Origin of the sequence: Paenibacillus sp. FSL H8-0175 (genome assembly GCF_045040615.1) — a bacterium.
GTDB classification, from domain to species: domain Bacteria; phylum Bacillota; class Bacilli; order Paenibacillales; family Paenibacillaceae; genus Paenibacillus_AQ; species Paenibacillus_AQ odorifer.
Window position 1 is genome coordinate 3,242,898 of the sequence record NZ_CP150299.1, and the last position, 15,444, is coordinate 3,258,341.

17 protein-coding genes and 1 pseudogene are annotated in these 15,444 nt (G+C 38.8%); 16 read left to right on the plus strand and 2 right to left on the minus strand.

The genetic code is table 11. The features are described 5' to 3' along the window. The first annotated feature begins 57 nt into the window (after positions 1-57). From MHH46_RS14500 to MHH46_RS14530, 7 genes and pseudogenes are all read left to right on the plus strand, one after another. Positions 58-585, plus strand: a complete 528-nt coding sequence (locus MHH46_RS14500; protein ID WP_076194318.1) for a ClbS/DfsB family four-helix bundle protein — start codon at positions 58-60, stop codon at positions 583-585. A gap of 15 nt (positions 586-600) precedes the next feature. Continuing rightward, positions 601-1,116, plus strand: a complete 516-nt coding sequence (locus tag MHH46_RS14505) for a TlpA disulfide reductase family protein (protein WP_076194316.1) — start codon at positions 601-603, stop codon at positions 1,114-1,116. A 10-nt stretch (positions 1,117-1,126) separates the two neighbouring features. After that, positions 1,127-1,630, plus strand: coding sequence for a GNAT family N-acetyltransferase (locus tag MHH46_RS14510; RefSeq protein WP_076194313.1), 504 nt, complete (start codon positions 1,127-1,129; stop codon positions 1,628-1,630). Positions 1,631-1,962: 332 nt separating this feature from the next. Then, positions 1,963-2,403, plus strand: a complete 441-nt coding sequence (locus MHH46_RS14515; RefSeq protein ID WP_179086328.1) for a hypothetical protein — start codon at positions 1,963-1,965, stop codon at positions 2,401-2,403. Between the two features lie 44 nt (positions 2,404-2,447). Next, entirely contained in the window at positions 2,448-3,179 is a 732-nt protein-coding gene (locus MHH46_RS14520) for a DUF5071 domain-containing protein (RefSeq protein WP_076194311.1), read from the plus strand. Positions 3,180-3,222: 43 nt separating this feature from the next. Next, positions 3,223-3,549: pseudogene (locus tag MHH46_RS14525) on the plus strand (PhzF family phenazine biosynthesis protein); the annotation flags it as partial. A gap of 14 nt (positions 3,550-3,563) precedes the next feature. Continuing rightward, positions 3,564-3,779, plus strand: a complete 216-nt coding sequence (locus MHH46_RS14530) for a sulfurtransferase TusA family protein (protein WP_076129310.1) — start codon at positions 3,564-3,566, stop codon at positions 3,777-3,779. Between the two features lie 2 nt (positions 3,780-3,781). Here MHH46_RS14530 and MHH46_RS14535 read toward each other — a convergent pair whose 3' ends face one another. Further along, the gene (locus MHH46_RS14535) at positions 3,782-4,666 is read right to left on the minus strand and encodes a LysR family transcriptional regulator (RefSeq protein ID WP_076129311.1); all 885 of its coding nucleotides are present in this window, start codon (positions 4,664-4,666) and stop codon (positions 3,782-3,784) included. A gap of 173 nt (positions 4,667-4,839) precedes the next feature. Between MHH46_RS14535 and MHH46_RS14540 the strand changes: the two genes are divergently transcribed. From MHH46_RS14540 to MHH46_RS14580, 9 genes are all read left to right on the plus strand, one after another. Continuing rightward, positions 4,840-5,529 (plus strand): YeeE/YedE thiosulfate transporter family protein, encoded by a 690-nt coding sequence (locus MHH46_RS14540; protein WP_076129312.1) that lies wholly within the window; start codon positions 4,840-4,842, stop codon positions 5,527-5,529. Between the two features lie 66 nt (positions 5,530-5,595). Further along, a complete protein-coding gene (locus MHH46_RS14545) occupies positions 5,596-5,823 on the plus strand; it encodes a sulfurtransferase TusA family protein (protein WP_076129313.1) in 228 nt (75 codons plus the stop codon). Between the two features lie 22 nt (positions 5,824-5,845). Then, entirely contained in the window at positions 5,846-6,406 is a 561-nt protein-coding gene (locus MHH46_RS14550; protein ID WP_232061338.1) for a YeeE/YedE thiosulfate transporter family protein, read from the plus strand. 84 nt (positions 6,407-6,490) lie between these two features. Beyond that, complete coding sequence (locus MHH46_RS14555; RefSeq protein ID WP_076194309.1) at positions 6,491-7,711, plus strand: FAD-dependent oxidoreductase; 1,221 nt, start codon at positions 6,491-6,493, stop codon at positions 7,709-7,711. Between the two features lie 244 nt (positions 7,712-7,955). After that, positions 7,956-8,924: a sugar ABC transporter permease gene (locus MHH46_RS14560; RefSeq protein WP_076129315.1), complete on the plus strand. Its 969-nt coding sequence runs from the start codon at positions 7,956-7,958 to the stop codon at positions 8,922-8,924. A 29-nt stretch (positions 8,925-8,953) separates the two neighbouring features. Continuing rightward, the gene (locus tag MHH46_RS14565; protein ID WP_036678249.1) at positions 8,954-9,850 is read left to right on the plus strand and encodes a carbohydrate ABC transporter permease; all 897 of its coding nucleotides are present in this window, start codon (positions 8,954-8,956) and stop codon (positions 9,848-9,850) included. A gap of 72 nt (positions 9,851-9,922) precedes the next feature. Further along, positions 9,923-11,608: an extracellular solute-binding protein gene (locus MHH46_RS14570; RefSeq protein WP_175618981.1), complete on the plus strand. Its 1,686-nt coding sequence runs from the start codon at positions 9,923-9,925 to the stop codon at positions 11,606-11,608. Positions 11,609-11,779: 171 nt separating this feature from the next. Then, a complete protein-coding gene (locus MHH46_RS14575; RefSeq protein WP_076194307.1) occupies positions 11,780-13,360 on the plus strand; it encodes a response regulator in 1,581 nt (526 codons plus the stop codon). 16 nt (positions 13,361-13,376) lie between these two features. Further along, positions 13,377-15,170, plus strand: a complete 1,794-nt coding sequence (locus MHH46_RS14580) for a sensor histidine kinase (protein WP_076194305.1) — start codon at positions 13,377-13,379, stop codon at positions 15,168-15,170. 37 nt (positions 15,171-15,207) lie between these two features. Here the strand turns inward: MHH46_RS14580 and MHH46_RS14585 are convergent, their stop codons facing one another. Then, positions 15,208-15,414, minus strand: a complete 207-nt coding sequence (locus MHH46_RS14585; RefSeq protein ID WP_036678243.1) for a DUF1657 domain-containing protein — start codon at positions 15,412-15,414, stop codon at positions 15,208-15,210. Between the last annotated feature and the right edge of the window lie 30 nt (positions 15,415-15,444).

A 15,444-nucleotide genomic window follows, 5' to 3' on the forward strand; every position in this document is an offset into this window, starting at 1 on the left:
CGAGTACATAATACATTTGTAAAGTAATTTAATAAAGTGATTTAAAGGAGGGGTATGATGTCAACACACGATTATCTATCAAAAGAAGAATTGAAAGATGCGATTCATATTTCCTATCAGTCTCTTGATCATGAATTTGATGGCATTGAGAACTCCCAAAGAGACAATCGTATGGAAGGGGTTGATCGTACCCCAGCAGAAATCATTGCTTATCAATTGGGCTGGTTGCATCTTGTTATGAAATGGGATAAGGATGAAAAAGCAGGGTTAACCGTTATTACACCTTCACCAGATTATAAATGGAATCAACTTGGCGGATTATATCAATCGTTTTATCATACATATGCTGCCTACTCATTAGATGAGTTAAGATCTTTATTTCAAGAGACAGAACATCAGTGGCAGAACTGGATTGATTCTTTAAGTGATGAAGAACTTTTTACGCAAGGCGTGCGGAAATGGACAGGAAACAATCCAAGATGGCCAATGGTCAAATGGATTCATATTAATTCAGTAGCACCGTTTAAGACTTTTCGTTCTAAGATTCGCAAATGGAAAAAGCTTAATGTAACTAAGGAAGTATAAAAGGACGGATGATTTTTGAAGAAGATATCTATTATTGTAAGTACATTTATATTTTTGATTGCATTAAGCTCGATTATATTTGTCGTAGTAAACAACTCTTCTAAACCCATTAAGAGTCCTGAGAACATTGAACTAAAAGAGTTGGCGAATGGAAACAAAATTCAAGTGGACTTTTCGGAGAAACCGACTGTATTCGTATTTTTCACCTCATGGTGTCCATATTGTAATGACGACGCTCCTAAGATTGTCTCATTGTATGAGAAATATAAAAATAGAGTGAACATATACGGAATCAATTTGCTTTATCAAGATGATCTTTCTGAAGTAAAACAATACGTGGCGGATTACAACATAAAGTATCCTGTTCTCCTAGATGAAACAGGTGATCTCCATAAACAATTTGGTGAACAAGCTTTTCCTGCGTTGTTTTTTATAAACTCTGATGGCAAGGTTATGGATCAAATTATTGGCTCGACTGATTTTGACGCAATTGAGAGCTCGTTTAAGATTTTCATTAAAAACTATGATTAAGGAGGTTGAAATGAATACGACCCATTTAAAAGTTTTTGCAGCAAAAGATCAATCGGATGTGGATATATTTTGGGGACTTTTTAATAGTTACATTAATGAATTATCTCTCCACGTATCTATGGGCGATGATTTTGACCTGGATTACTTTTATTCAGACGAGTATAGAGAGATCATTGAAGAGCTAAGAACAAGAGATATAAATCCTTTAAATTTGTTTCTTATACATAAGGACGGTTCTGTGCTTGGATTTTTAATGTATGTTACTTATTTTGATGAGGGTGGAAAGTGTTTTTTAATGGAGTATTATATTGAACCTACGTATCGGAATTTAGGGTATGGTGAATTTGCCTATTCAATGGTCGAAAAACATGTTTATGCAGACGGTGCAAAGTATATCGAGTTAACCCCGACTAATGATGCAAATGAAAGGTTTTGGCGCAGTGTGGGGTATATGAAATCAACGGATATGGATGAGGATCATAAATACATTTATCGGAAATCACTTTGTATCTAAACCGTAAGGAGTTAATCCCTATGATCAAAAAAAGAAAGAAACTCATAATCATCACCGCATTTCTTTCATTTTTTCTTCTGATGCTGATTGTTGTCTATATGATAAATCCTCAACCTTTTATGTAGAACCAGATTTTTCAGAGGTCACAACAACGATACTTTTGAACGATATTGATCCAGACGGATTTAACTTCGATGTGATCGCCCATTCAGAAATTAATAGATGGTTTGGAATCTTTGTCAGGTTTAGTGGAGCTTATTGATGGATTAAATAATGGAAAAGATTTCAAAACAATCTATAAATCAATCGAATCCCAAAGCTAGGAGGTTGAGATGAAGAAATTCATTATTGTAATTCTAGCCATAATTGCTTTATTGCCATTACATGCGGTCTCCGCGGATTGGGCCGGTTCGTTTGTTGTTTATTCAGGTGACATCTACGAAATATCAGACGATGAACTCATCCCCTTCGAAGAAATCGATAAGAAGATAGGGCATGTAACTAAATATTCCGATGAGGAAGGCACGTACAGGGGAAATTTCTCGAATATTTATCCTAAAGGTACGCCCTACTACTCAATTATCAATACCGATCCAAAAGATTACATTGCTATTAAGACCCAAGAGGATATCTTTGTAAAAGCTTATAATAAAGGCCATTATCCCAATGATGAATTGGTTAAAAAAACGATTTGGATGTATTTCTTATTGGGGACATCGGTTATCGTCTTATTAATAATTTGGATAATGAAGCGGAAGAAAGCAGTGTTGTAGCTAGAACGGCGTGGTGAAAAATTCAAGTTCAAAGGGTGAATCTAGTGGAAGAAGCATCTAGTCTAATCAAAAAATTATCATGGCACACACGCGAAGAGGAAAAGGAAGATGCAATTAATAAGCTACAATATATAAAGGATGAAGCTTTGCATTTATTAGTACAACCTATATCAAAAGACTATTGGGATGGAGCGGCTGAAACAGTCATACGTTTAGGATATCCACGTGTGAAAAGCATATTGCCGGGTTTGCTTGAATGGATACAAGATTTAAATTGGCCAGGTGCGGGGGAAATAGCTGATTTTTTACTTGAAATAGGGGATCCGATGATTCCATATGTTAAAGATGTACTAAATCAACACAGCGATGATCAAGAATGGGTGTATTGGATTTTCGAAAAATTAATTGATCATTGGAACACGAAACAAGTCCAACAGATACAAGCAGAATTAATTAAGATTTCACAGGAAAAAGCCAATGACCTATCGGCATTAAGAATCTTATTAACTCACGGTATATACGCAAAAGATGTGGTCTGTGAAATAATCCAGCACAAAAAAGATGTCCTTGTATTTGAACTCAAGGAACTTCATGATACTCATCTTGAAATTGATTGTGAAGCTCTTCATAAAGAATTCTTAAATCAGCAGCCTAATGTAATTAAACAGTTTTATGAGCACAATAAAGACCGTTTTTATATATGTAATGCGATATCTAACCGCCAAGAAGTTTTAAGAGAAATAGAAATTTTTACTGCTGAGTTTCTCACTTCGTGAAGTTATCAAGCTTTATTGAAATAAATTGAAAGGAGACTAACCAATGAACAACATAAAAGTACTTCATTATGATGCTTTTTCTCCTTATCCCAACAAAGGAAATCCAGCTGGTGTAGTATTAGATGCGGCTCATTTGAGCGAAAGTGACATGCAAGCGATAGCTCATAAGGTCGGTTTTAACGAAACAGTTTTTGTAGTCTCATCAGATGTAGCTGATTTAAGGCTTAAGTATTTTACGCCAGCCCATGAGATCAATCTTTGTGGACATGCTACAATGGCATCTTTATTTGCTTTAAAAACAAAGGGGATCCTTGGTGAGGCTGGCTCGATAAAGATCGAAACAAACGTGGGGGTGCTACCCATTCAATTCAGTATGGTAACTTCATGATTGAAATTGATTGTCTGGGAGAAATCTGTCCAGTACCAGTAATGATGTTAAAAAAACATCAAAAAGCCATTCAAAATGGCGAACAGGTGATGCTGGTTACTGATCATAGCTGCGCAAAAGTTTCCATCACGGATTACTGTCGTGGTTCAAATTTGAAATGTACCATCCAAGAAGTTATTAATGGGGTATGGGAGATTACGATTGAGATATAAGTTCAACACAATGTATCAATCAATGTCTTTTCTATATAACGAATTAATTGTTTCGTATCATTGTCACAACGCTGATTATGTTTTTTTACCATGTAGACATCGTTATTTACTTGGAACTGATCAATATGAATAATCTTGAGTTGTTTACTATACAACTCTTTTTTTATGGACATATAAGGCAGAAAGGCAACACCATGTCCTCTAATTGCAGCAAGCTTTACCGCCTCAAGGGAGTCCAGATTAAACAGTATGTTTAATTTAAGCTCACTCGCAGATATGTTATTTAAAGCCCTTTGCACACAATGAAGCTGTGAGGACCAGATTAACGGATATTTAGGGAGCTCATTCAGTGTGATTTTATCAGGACAAACGGTCGTACTGCTTGCCACTAGCATAACTTGATCAGAAAACACCATATTGGAGCTTAATTCAGATTTCGGGGAAGGTCCGGAAATAAAGCCAACATCACCTTCTTCAAGAAGCAAACGTTCTTCTACTAGTGACGATGCCCCTTCGTTTAGAGTGATATGGCAATTTGGAAAATGCTTTTTTACCTCATATAAGGTGCATGGCAGGGCATAATTACAGACTTCTGGAATCGCATAAATAGACAGCTCATGTTGTGTTGGCTGTAAATGATTGATCTCTGTGACCATATCATCATACAATTTACAGATTTGCTCCGCATACTTCTCCGCTATAATCCCTGCTTCTGTTAGGCTAGCCCCTTTATTACTTCTCACAAAAAGCTCAGAACCTAAGGTATTCTCCCAAGATTTCAACTGCTGACTAAGTGCGGATTGAGTGATATGAGATTTCTGAGCGGCTTTAGATATACTTTTTAACGAAGCAATATCTAAAAATAATTTAAGCGTTTCCATATTCATACTTATTCCTCCTGTTGCCCGCTGTTAGTGCAAACTATAGCATACTTGATTACGCTCCATCTGTGCCATTAGTAACACTTATACAGCATAAAGAAAGCAGATAACCACAGCGCAAATAAGTATGTTACTATTTTCACATAGTCAATTACATAAAACGATGGAGGTGTTAGACTATGGGGCAAACCGTAAGTCCCGAAACGAAATCAATCCGAACCAGAGCTCCTAGAAAACCTAAAAAGAGTCAGTTGCCCATCGCGTTGCTGGTCACAGTTCTCATTATTGGGTTTGGTTTTTTCCTAGACCATTCCCACGATAAAATGGTTGTCTACCTGCTTTTCGGTATTTCGTTTGGCGTTATTTTGCAAAGATCACGTTTCTGTTTTACTGCATCACTTAGAGATCCATGTATTACAGGCAGCACATCGGTAACAAGAGCTGTACTGATAGCATTTTCTCTCGCTACGATCGGATTTACAGCCATAAAGTATCCAGCGTTCCTGGAAGGTAAACCGATTCCTGGGATGGACAATGTGGGTCAAATCAGTTTTGCTTTGATAATTGGCGCAGTATTATTCGGAATTGGCATGGTTATTGCAGGGGGTTGCGCTTCGGGTACATTGATGCGTGTAGGTGAAGGATTCACGATGCAGATGTTGTCACTTGTGTTTTTTGTCATTGGTTCACTTTGGGGATCACATGATATGGGTTGGTGGAGAGCTAACGTTATAAAGGATGCACCCACTGTATTTTTACCAGACGTCTTTGGTTGGCTTGGAGCGCTAGTTGTTCAGTTCCTGATCATTCTTCTGTTGTACATCGCTGCAGTTAAATGGCAAGAGAAAAAGATGGGAAGCGCAGATTAGTTTAAGTTATTACGTGAATATTTTCACTATTAGGAATTTTAAAAAATATAAAAGGTGGTTTTTAAGATGGCTGAATTTACACTTGATTGCCTGGGAGAAGCTTGTCCGGTACCGTTGATGAGAACAGAAAAGAAAATGACTGAACTAAATGTTGGAGACGTTCTAGTTGTTGCTATTGATCATAGCTGCGCAATGAAAAACGTACCAGAATGGGCGAGAAAACAGGGACATAATGTGGAAATCGAAGAGGTCGATGATGGCGAGTGGGAAGTTGTTATTGAGAAGGTAAAATAGGATCGCTAAGTAGGAAAGGACGGTGAATGAAACGGTGAACGAATTCTGGTTGAAGATATCGTCTAACCGCTTTTACAAGCAATTGCTCAAAGAACCGTTTACTTATGTAACTGGAGCTGTACTTCTCGCTGTGTTCGCTACAGCACATCTGGCTGTTTTCTCAAAAGGATGGGGAGTAACCAGCGCCTTCGCGGACTGGGGAGCTTGGGCGTATCGACTGGTAGGAGGAAATGTAGATAACTGGGCTTACTTTAGTACGGAGAAAGCTCAAAAAACATTATCTTCCGGATTTTTGAATGATGGTGGGTCTATTCGAAATGTAGGGATTATCTTAGGTGCATTAGCAGCGACATTGTTTGCTTCCGAGTTCAAGCTTAAGAAAATTAAGTCCAAAAAGCAGGTAGTGGCGGCTGTACTTGGTGGGTTGCTCATGGGGTACGGAGCTAGATTGGCTAATGGATGTAATATAGGTGCATTATTTACGGCTATAGCTTCTTTATCGCTTTCAGGCTGGATTTTTGGATTGTTCCTGCTGGTTGGTGCATTTATAGGCAGTAAATTATTGGCCAAATTCTTTATGTAAAAGTGAAATAGACTGAGCTTATAGTGCTGACGAGAGTCAGCCTATTTTATTGAAATCATAGTCTACACAGGAGGGTCAATTGAAATGGAAAAGAAGACAGAACAGTATGATGTCGTCATTATTGGTGGCGGGGCTGCTGGATTAACAGCAGGGATCTATTGTGGACGAGCAAAATTGAAGACACTTCTTTTGGAAAAATCGCTGGTAGGCGGTCTTGCGACTTATACTAATGAAATAGAAAATTATCCTGGTTTTCCTGAAGGAATGACCGGAACAGATCTTATGGGATTATTTCATAAACAAGCCAAAAAATTTGGTGTTGATTTCAAAATGACAGATGTCAAATCTGTCTCGGCAGCGGAAGAGATAAAAGTAGTGGAAACCTTTCGGGTTCGATATGAATGTAAAGTCATTATCATAGCCAGTGGAGGAAAACCAAGAATTACAGGTGCAGCTAATGAAGATATGTTCTTATATGATAAAGGAATTTCCTTCTGTGCAACCTGTGACGCTACGGCAAATACGGGGAAAACAGTTATGGTCGTTGGCAGTGGTGATGCAGCTATTGAGGAAGGGATGTTTCTGACTAAGTTTGCAGATAAAGTGATCGTATCTGTCATGCATGATCATGGGAAAATGGATTGTAATGAAATTGCCAAAACGCAGGCACTAGAAAACCCTAAAATGAAATTCATGTGGAATACGGTGGTAAGTTCTTTCGAAGGTGAGGAACGTTTGAATTCCGTCGTCCTGAAAAATTTAAAATCTAATGAACTGCAAAGCGTTAAGGTCGATTCATGTTTCTTATTTATTGGATACACCCCGAACACAGAAGTTTTATCAGGGGTAGTAGACTTAAATCGTAATGGATATGTACTTATTAATGAGAAAATGGAAACGAATATACCTGGGGTCTTTGCAGCAGGAGATGTGTGCGATAAATTTCTAAAACAAGTTGCTACCGCTGTTGGCGATGGTGCCATTGCAGGGTATGGTGCAGAGAAGTATATCTCTGAATGTGAGGTGTATGAGCATCAAATTCTGAATCAAGGCAAAGCATCTGTTGTTTATTTATGGAATGCCACAGATCCATCCTGTCGGGAGTTATTGCCTTTAATTGAGGGATTTGAGCAATCCCATTCGGATGTCAGGGTCACAAAGGTAGATGTATATAAGTCACCCGGACTTGCTGCCAAGCTAGGGATAGATTCATTTCCTTCTATTGTTTATCTGGATAATGGGAAGGTCCAAAAAGTAATTTCTGAAAAGATAAATGAAGAAATACTGAGGACTCTTGCTAATTAAGGAGAAAGTCAAAGACACATGCAGATGTTATCTCTGCATGTGTCTTTTTTTAATCAAGCTTAAGGAATATGAGACGAGCTAATGCAAGAAAGTGTCAAAGTATCAATAATAGTTGTTTTGTCATATATTTTTGAAAGCGCTTAAACCTTATGATTATTTTATAAATGTTGCAACTATAGCGGAGGGAGAAAGGACATCAATTATCTGTACATATCTTCAAAATCATCACAAGGAGGATTCACCTATGGCGAACGCAAGCGTCGCACCAGACAAGAGATCCGGACCGAATCTCAACAAGCAACGAACTAGCGGGATCAGACGCTTTTTTAAGCAAATAGATCTACAGCTTATGGTATTGCCAGCACTTGTTCTAGTTTTTATTTTTGCCTATATCCCCATGTACGGGATTCTAATTGCATTCCAGGATTACAAGTTAGGGAATAGCTTTATTAGCAGTGACTGGGTTGGCTTAAAGCACTTTATTTACTTCTTTAATGCTCCTGAATTTGAAGTGGTTATGAAAAATACAATCATTATCAGCTTACTGAAGTTTTGTTTTGGGTTTCCTGCACCGATTATTTTGGCGTTAATGCTGAACGAAGTCCGTAAGATGTTCTTTAAACGGGTGATTCAGACCGTTACTTACTTGCCTCACTTCTTATCTTGGGTAGTTATCGGCTCAATGGTTACCTCGATGTTATCCGTAGATAACGGCAGTATAAATATGCTGCTTGAGAAATTGAAATTCATTGATGAACCGATCAACTTCCTTTCCATGACAGAATATTTCTGGGGCATTTTAGTTACAACCAATGTATGGAAAGAAATTGGATTTGCTTCAATCGTGTACTTAGCTGCCATTGCTGGTATTGATCCGCATTTATACGAAGCGGCTTCGATGGATGGTGCAAGTCGGTTTAAACAGATATATTTGATAACGTTGCCTTCAATTATGCCAGTTGTAATCATCTTTATGATTTTGGCAATCGGTAATCTGGTGAATGCAGGATTCGAAGATATTTTGATCCTAGCTTCCAATCCAGCTCTACGAGAAGTGTCAGATTCAGTTGATGTATATGTTGTACGTGTCGGTATAGACAATTTCAGGTACTCCTATGCGACTGCTATCGGATTGTTCAAGGCCGTGATCAGCGTGACATTACTTACCTTTGCCAACTTCATTGCCAGAAGAGCAGGGAACAGCTTGTGGTAATGAATTACTCAATATAGGGGGACCAAACTATGAAACGTATTAATATAGGAGATCGAATATTTATAGGATTCATATATGTATTTTTGACCTTACTGGCATTTTCCGCTTTTTATCCATTTTGGAACTCACTTGTTATTTCCTTTAATGAGGGGATGGATACTTCGAAAGGTGGAGTTACTTTCTGGGTCCGTGAGTTCACGCTTGAGAATTATAAGATCGTTTTTGAAGATTCTCGTCTAATGGGTGGATTCGTCATTGCTACATTGCGGACAGTAATCGGTACAGTAACAGCGATACTGGCCACTTCGATATTCGCTTATGGAATGTCGAAGCGTGAACTGATGGGTCGCAAATACTACATGATTATGTGTATCATTACTATGTATTTCGGTGGGGGACTCATTCCGTCATACATGCTTATCAGAAGTTTAGGTCTCTTCAACTCATTTTGGGTGTTTATAATTCCTGCACTGGTCAGCGTATGGAATATGATCATATTCCGGACCTTCTTTCAAGGTCTTCCACAAGGTTTAGAGGAGTCAGCAAAGATTGACGGTTGCGGATATTGGGGGACTTTTGTCCGCATCGTGCTTCCTTTGTCAGGACCAGTTATAGCAACATTATCTTTGTTCACAGCAGTAAATCACTGGAATGAGTGGTTCGTAGCGAGTATTTACATTACGAAAGAGGAGTTAATGCCGATTCAGACCATCTTAAGGCAGATATTGTTCTCTAATATTGCTTCAGAACAGCTGTCTAATGTAGATGCAAGCTCCATTGCTCATATTAACTCGGCTAAGAAAATAACCTCGAAGTCATTAACGATGGCTACGATCATGGTTGCAACCATTCCGATTGTATGTGTGTATCCATTCCTACAAAGATTCTTCGTTAAAGGGGTCTTGGTCGGATCATTGAAAGAGTAGGATGATAGAATGAGATTGGGTTTAGAGCGTATTGCTTTGAACATAGATTACAAATTGAAAGGGGAAAATACATTGAAGACTAAGAGAAAGATGCTTCTCGGTATGATGTCTACCTTGCTATTAACGACTTTGGTGGCGGGTTGTGGTGGCAACAATTCAAGCGCTCCGGCGGCAACTGCTGAACCAGAGAAAGAAGGAGGAACAGCGGTCAACACAGCAACTGAAGCTCCTGCGGCTGATTTGTATGAATTAGGGAAAGAACCGCTTGAAATCTCATTCTACGGAAATTACGGCTGGTATCAAATGCCGAAATGGGGCAAAGATGCTGCTTCTAAATGGATTTTAGATAATCTGAAGATCAATGTCACAGGAATTAGCTCTGGTGGTAATAACGCTCAAAAGCTGCAAACGATGATCGTTGGTAACGAGCTGCCGGATATTGTGTGGACCGAGAAAGGTGCTGACGTAGAACGTCTTCGCCAAGCGGATATGCTAGTTCCTTTGGATGAATATATTGATAAATATCCAAACTTTAAGAAATACTTAACAGCTGGACATTTGGAATTGCTTCGTTCCCCTGATGGGAAGATCTATCAGCTGCCGAATTATTATACAACTCAACCAAACGGAAACGCCGGTTATGCTATTAATAAAAAGATTTACAAAGAGCTTGGTTCTCCTAAGCTAGAAACGACAGATGATTTGTATGCTTATTTAAATGCTGTTAAGGCGAAGTTCCCTGACGTTATTCCGTTCGAGACGGGTTTAGCGAGAGATGGTAACGGAATTGACCAGTTATTCTCCTCTTTTAAAGAGAGTAATCTGTCGTATACTAGAATATACGCCGTACCTGATGGCGACAAAATGGGTTCGATATACAAGGATGAAGGATTCCGTGAGTCAGTTGTATTTGCTGCTAAATTAATGCGTGAGAAGCTAATGACGCAGGATGCGAATACTCAAACAGAAGATCAAATTAGAGAGAAAGCGATGAATGGCAAGTTTGCTGTTATTGCGACTTTTGATCCAATGAAATTGCTCGCCACTGCTGATGAAGAGATGAAGAAGACGGATCCGGAAGCTGGATATATGTTTATTAAACCGATTTACAAAGCTGGTTTGGATCAAAGTAAGATTACTCCAGGAACGTATAATCAGTTAGGTTGGAACGTTGCTACAATCACTAAAAACGCTAAAAATCCAGAGGCTGTATTCGCTATGCTTGACTGGATGACAGGACCAGAAGGTTCTATGGTTCTTAACTGGGGACCTCCAGGACCAGAAGGGTATTGGGATGGATTTGAAGCAGATGGACTTACTCCTAAATTTAATAAAGATAAATATCTGAATGAGCCAGAAGCTCTGTCCGAAATTAACGGAAAAGCCGGTGACTTGGTATGGGTAGGTAATACTGTTTTCTTGGATAATACAAAGAAAATGATGTTGCAAACCCTTCCAGCTGACAAGATTGACTTTAGTAACCGTTGGCAGATGGAAGTAACTTGGGCTTCGCAAGGTGACTTTACGGAGTTCCTGAATTGGGATCCGGCTCCAGACAGTGAAGAAGGGATTATCAGACAAAGTGTCAGAGATATCTGGTTAACAGCAAGAGCAAAATCGATGTATGCGAAGACTGATGCAGAAGCATTAGCAATTCTTGATAAAGCACATGAAGATTCTATCAAGGTTGGCTATGAGAAATTCCTTGATTATGTAACAAAAGTATGGACAGAAAATAAGAAAGCTTTAGGTAAATAATAATTTGTAATACGAAGGTTTGCTATTTAGCAAGCCTTCGTTTTTACGTCCCATTTCTTGTACTCATTGTTTTATCAGCTGTTAGGGAAGAGAATGAATGGTATACTGAAAAAGATTGGTTAGTAGAATTCAGCTGGTTGGATTAAAACATTTCAAAGGGGGATTGTGTTGATGTACAACGTATTATTAGTAGACGATGAGATGCTTGATCTTGAAGGCATGAGACAATTCATTCCTTGGAATGAACTGGGTATGCAGGTCGTGGAGGCAGCGAATAACGCGTTTACGGCATGCGATATTTTAGAACAGCATGTTATTGATATTATAGTTAGTGATGTGAATATGCCGAATATGTCGGGTCTAGAGCTGGCTCGGATTGCCATAGAGAAAAAAAACGATATACGTGTGATTTTTGTAAGCGGTTACCAGGATTTCAGCTATGTGAAACAGGCGCTTTCACTAAAAGCATATAGCTATGTCCTTAAGCCAATGGATGACAAGGAACTTATTGCTGCACTACAGAAAGTAAAGCAGGATTTAGATGATGAAAGTAAACGGCGTGACGTGGAAGAAGCTTATCAGCATATGATTCCTATGGCCAAAAATGATTTGTTGATTCGCTTATTTGAAGGGGAATGGGAGGGGGACACTCAAGCTGGAATGTTGAAGCTTATGAAGTCTTACGGTCTGGATAAGCTGGAGTGGCCTATACGTGTGGCGGTTTTGGAGCTGGATTATTTCAATTGGTTTCAAGAACAGGATAATCTAACTAAACATCTAATGTCCAAGGACTTTCTGTATGAAGTGAATACTATTGCTCAGAAGCACGGTATGCCACATTGCTATAAGGTATCTTCTTATCGAATCGCGTTGTTGATTAACGAACAGGAGATGGAGAGGTTTATTGAAGAAATTTATGAGTCGATTCGCACAAAATTTCCTGTCACTATGACCGTAGGTGTAGGGAAGCCTACATTTGCTATGGACCAGGTTCACACCTCCTATCGGCAAGCTATGGAAGCCGTTGACGGAAAGATGTTTCTCGGCAAAGGCAAACTTATTATGTATGAAACGGTTAGCAGCGAACCTGGAATGATTGATGCCCGTACGTTGGATACCCGTATGGATACGCTTTTTAAAGCGATGAAAGAATATGAGTTAGTCCTTATTTATGACGAGATCGATAAGCTGTTTAAATCCGTGAGTAGTTTAAGATCTAAATTCACGATTCATAATCTAGCCATGTATATTATATGGAAGCTGGATCAGCAGTTGAAAGAGGTTAGTGAGGATTTATTTGAAATCTTAGGTATGGAGTTACATAGTTTAGATATTTTGCTTCAATTCGATACGATCAGTGATATACGCTCTTGGCTTGTACTCAAAACGTTTGAAATATCCGAGTACCTACGCAGTAAAACAGAGTCAGTGAACAATAAACTGATTAGAGAAATTATGCAAATGATGAAGGATAAGATGAGCGAGAATTTTACGTTAAAGGATATTGCACAGCAGTTCTCTTTCTCACCCAACTATTTGGGATATCTATTTAAGGAGGAGACTGGGAAAACGTTCAGCGAAGTACTCATTCAGCTGCGAATGGAACAAGCCGGCAAGCTTTTGAAAGATCCGAAGTGTAAAATCTATGAAATCGCGAGCCAGGTAGGTTACCGTTATCTTCCTTACTTCAGCAGACAATTCAAAGAAGCCTATGGTATGACACCTATGGAATATCGTAAGCGGGAGAAGTGATGGGGGATGATGTTGCATGAAACAACCAAGAAGTAAACATAAGTATGTGCCGATAGGGTATAAATTAATGCTGACGTATATTTTTTTCATTATTATCCCAGTATCTGTGATCGGTTTTGTCTCTCACTCTATGTACAATGATTCATTACGCGAGCATACAAGCTCGAATATTAAAGGTACGTTGTTGCAGATTCGTGATAATATTGATTACAAAATGGGGGAAGTTACCCGGATATCAACACAATTATATAGTGATTATGATTTCTATCGGAATCTTCGAAGCTATGAAGAAGGCTGGGAGAATTATGACCGGATGTCTATGAAGGTACTTCCAAAGCTGGACGTAGCTATTCAATCAACGGGTATGAGGATTGGGATGTCGCTATTTTTAAAGAATGAATCCATTCCTGAGATCTATTCGAATTCGCTAGAGGGCTATCTGGATAATAGTAGCTTCTATCATCTTTATCATATGAACCGGATTGAAGGGAAATCCTGGTATTATGATTTTCCAACCGAGAAATATGCGGAGACTATGAAATGGTGGCAGATTGAGCGCGATGTAGAAAATAATCGTATCTCGTTGCTACGTAGATTAATAGATACATATGATCCTCTTGTACCTAAGGAGATTGGCTTCCTGCGGATTAATGTTGGCATTCCAGATCTGTTCAATAGTGTGAATTATACGAAGATAGGAAAAGGAAGTATTCTAATTTTAAAAAACGAGTTCGGAAGAACGATGTACCAATCGGGAGAACTACCAGAGCACTATACCAATGAAGCCGAACTTAATAAGGATTACCTGACGATTAGTGAAACAGTTACGGTTTCTAACCAAGCTTGGCAATTAAACGCGCTAGTTCCAATTACGATACTTGAACAGGATGCAGTGAAGGTACGACTGTTTATTATTTTGATGTGTCTTATTTGTTGTGTTGTCTTTAGTTTCGTCGGCATATTTATATCCCGATATTTTTCAATTCGGATTAATAAGTTCGTATATGTGCTGAATGCCTATCGGGAAGGTGATCTTCACAAGCGTATTTCCTATCGAGGCAAGGATGAATTCTCTCAGATTGCAACCGCATTAAATGATATGGGCGAAAATATCGATATGTTGATTAAAGAGGTATATTTGACGCAGCTCCAGAAGAAGGAAGCAGAGCTTGAAATTCTGCAATCACAAATCAATCCTCATTTTCTATATAATACGTTGTCATCTATTATTCAATTAGCCAAGTTTGGTCAAAATGAGAAGCTGCAGCAGATGGTGCTGGAATTAGCGAAGTTTTATCGCCTGACGCTTAATGAAGGACGAACCATGATTCCGGTCCCGACTGAAATTGAGCAGGCAAACGCTTATTTAGAAATTCAGAAAATTAAATACGGTGATCGTCTGGAAGTTATGTTTGATTTTGATACAGAAATCTGGCCTTATGAGACTATAAAACTGATTCTACAACCATTTATTGAGAACGTGCTAAAGCACGCCTGGTGTGGTGATCACATTCATTTACGAATTGTTGGGCGTAAAGAGGGCAATAATATTCTGTTCCGTATCATTGATGATGGAATCGGCATGAGACAGGAACGTATTGATCAAATTTTTGATCCAAAGGGCCACACGAATACAGGTTATGGGGTCCGTAATGTGGATCAGCGGATTAAACTGCAATATGGATCGGAGTACGGCGTAACCATTTTTAGCCGTGTTGGAATTGGCACTTCTGTTCAGATACTAATTCCTGCTAATAAGGGCAAGCGTGGCATTCGTTCGAATGTTGTACATGATGAAAAGGGGTCTTAAAGCTAGTTTTTCTAGCCTAAGACCCCTTTAATTTTAATTAGAATCCTTTATATTGAGGCTCTTCGGACTCCAATTCGGTTACCCTGTTCTCTACTTGAGTTACGATTTGTTGTGTTTGCTCGGCTGCGTTCGTGAACAAGGTTTTTGCACTCTCGTTTTGTGTTTCTAGTGCAAATTGTTCAAGACTGGCTTGAGCACCTTTTAAAGAAGATAAACATGTTTTAACTTGTGAGGCTACTGTCATTGAGTTTCTCTCCTCTGTGTTGGATTATTA

Coding starts and splice junctions, on each gene's coding strand:
- MHH46_RS14555 (WP_076194309.1), top strand. CDS start 6,491: ATGGAAAAGAAGACAGAACAGTATGATGTCGTCATTATTGGTGGCGGG.
- MHH46_RS14500 (WP_076194318.1), top strand. CDS start 58: ATGTCAACACACGATTATCTATCAAAAGAAGAATTGAAAGATGCGATT.
- MHH46_RS14540 (WP_076129312.1), top strand. CDS start 4,840: ATGGGGCAAACCGTAAGTCCCGAAACGAAATCAATCCGAACCAGAGCT.
- MHH46_RS14515 (WP_179086328.1), top strand. CDS start 1,963: ATGAAGAAATTCATTATTGTAATTCTAGCCATAATTGCTTTATTGCCA.
- MHH46_RS14580 (WP_076194305.1), top strand. CDS start 13,377: ATGAAACAACCAAGAAGTAAACATAAGTATGTGCCGATAGGGTATAAA.
- MHH46_RS14530 (WP_076129310.1), top strand. CDS start 3,564: ATGATTGAAATTGATTGTCTGGGAGAAATCTGTCCAGTACCAGTAATG.
- MHH46_RS14575 (WP_076194307.1), top strand. CDS start 11,780: ATGTACAACGTATTATTAGTAGACGATGAGATGCTTGATCTTGAAGGC.
- MHH46_RS14585 (WP_036678243.1), bottom strand. CDS start 15,414: ATGACAGTAGCCTCACAAGTTAAAACATGTTTATCTTCTTTAAAAGGT.
- MHH46_RS14545 (WP_076129313.1), top strand. CDS start 5,596: ATGGCTGAATTTACACTTGATTGCCTGGGAGAAGCTTGTCCGGTACCG.
- MHH46_RS14560 (WP_076129315.1), top strand. CDS start 7,956: ATGGCGAACGCAAGCGTCGCACCAGACAAGAGATCCGGACCGAATCTC.
- MHH46_RS14535 (WP_076129311.1), bottom strand. CDS start 4,666: ATGAATATGGAAACGCTTAAATTATTTTTAGATATTGCTTCGTTAAAA.
- MHH46_RS14565 (WP_036678249.1), top strand. CDS start 8,954: ATGAAACGTATTAATATAGGAGATCGAATATTTATAGGATTCATATAT.
- MHH46_RS14510 (WP_076194313.1), top strand. CDS start 1,127: ATGAATACGACCCATTTAAAAGTTTTTGCAGCAAAAGATCAATCGGAT.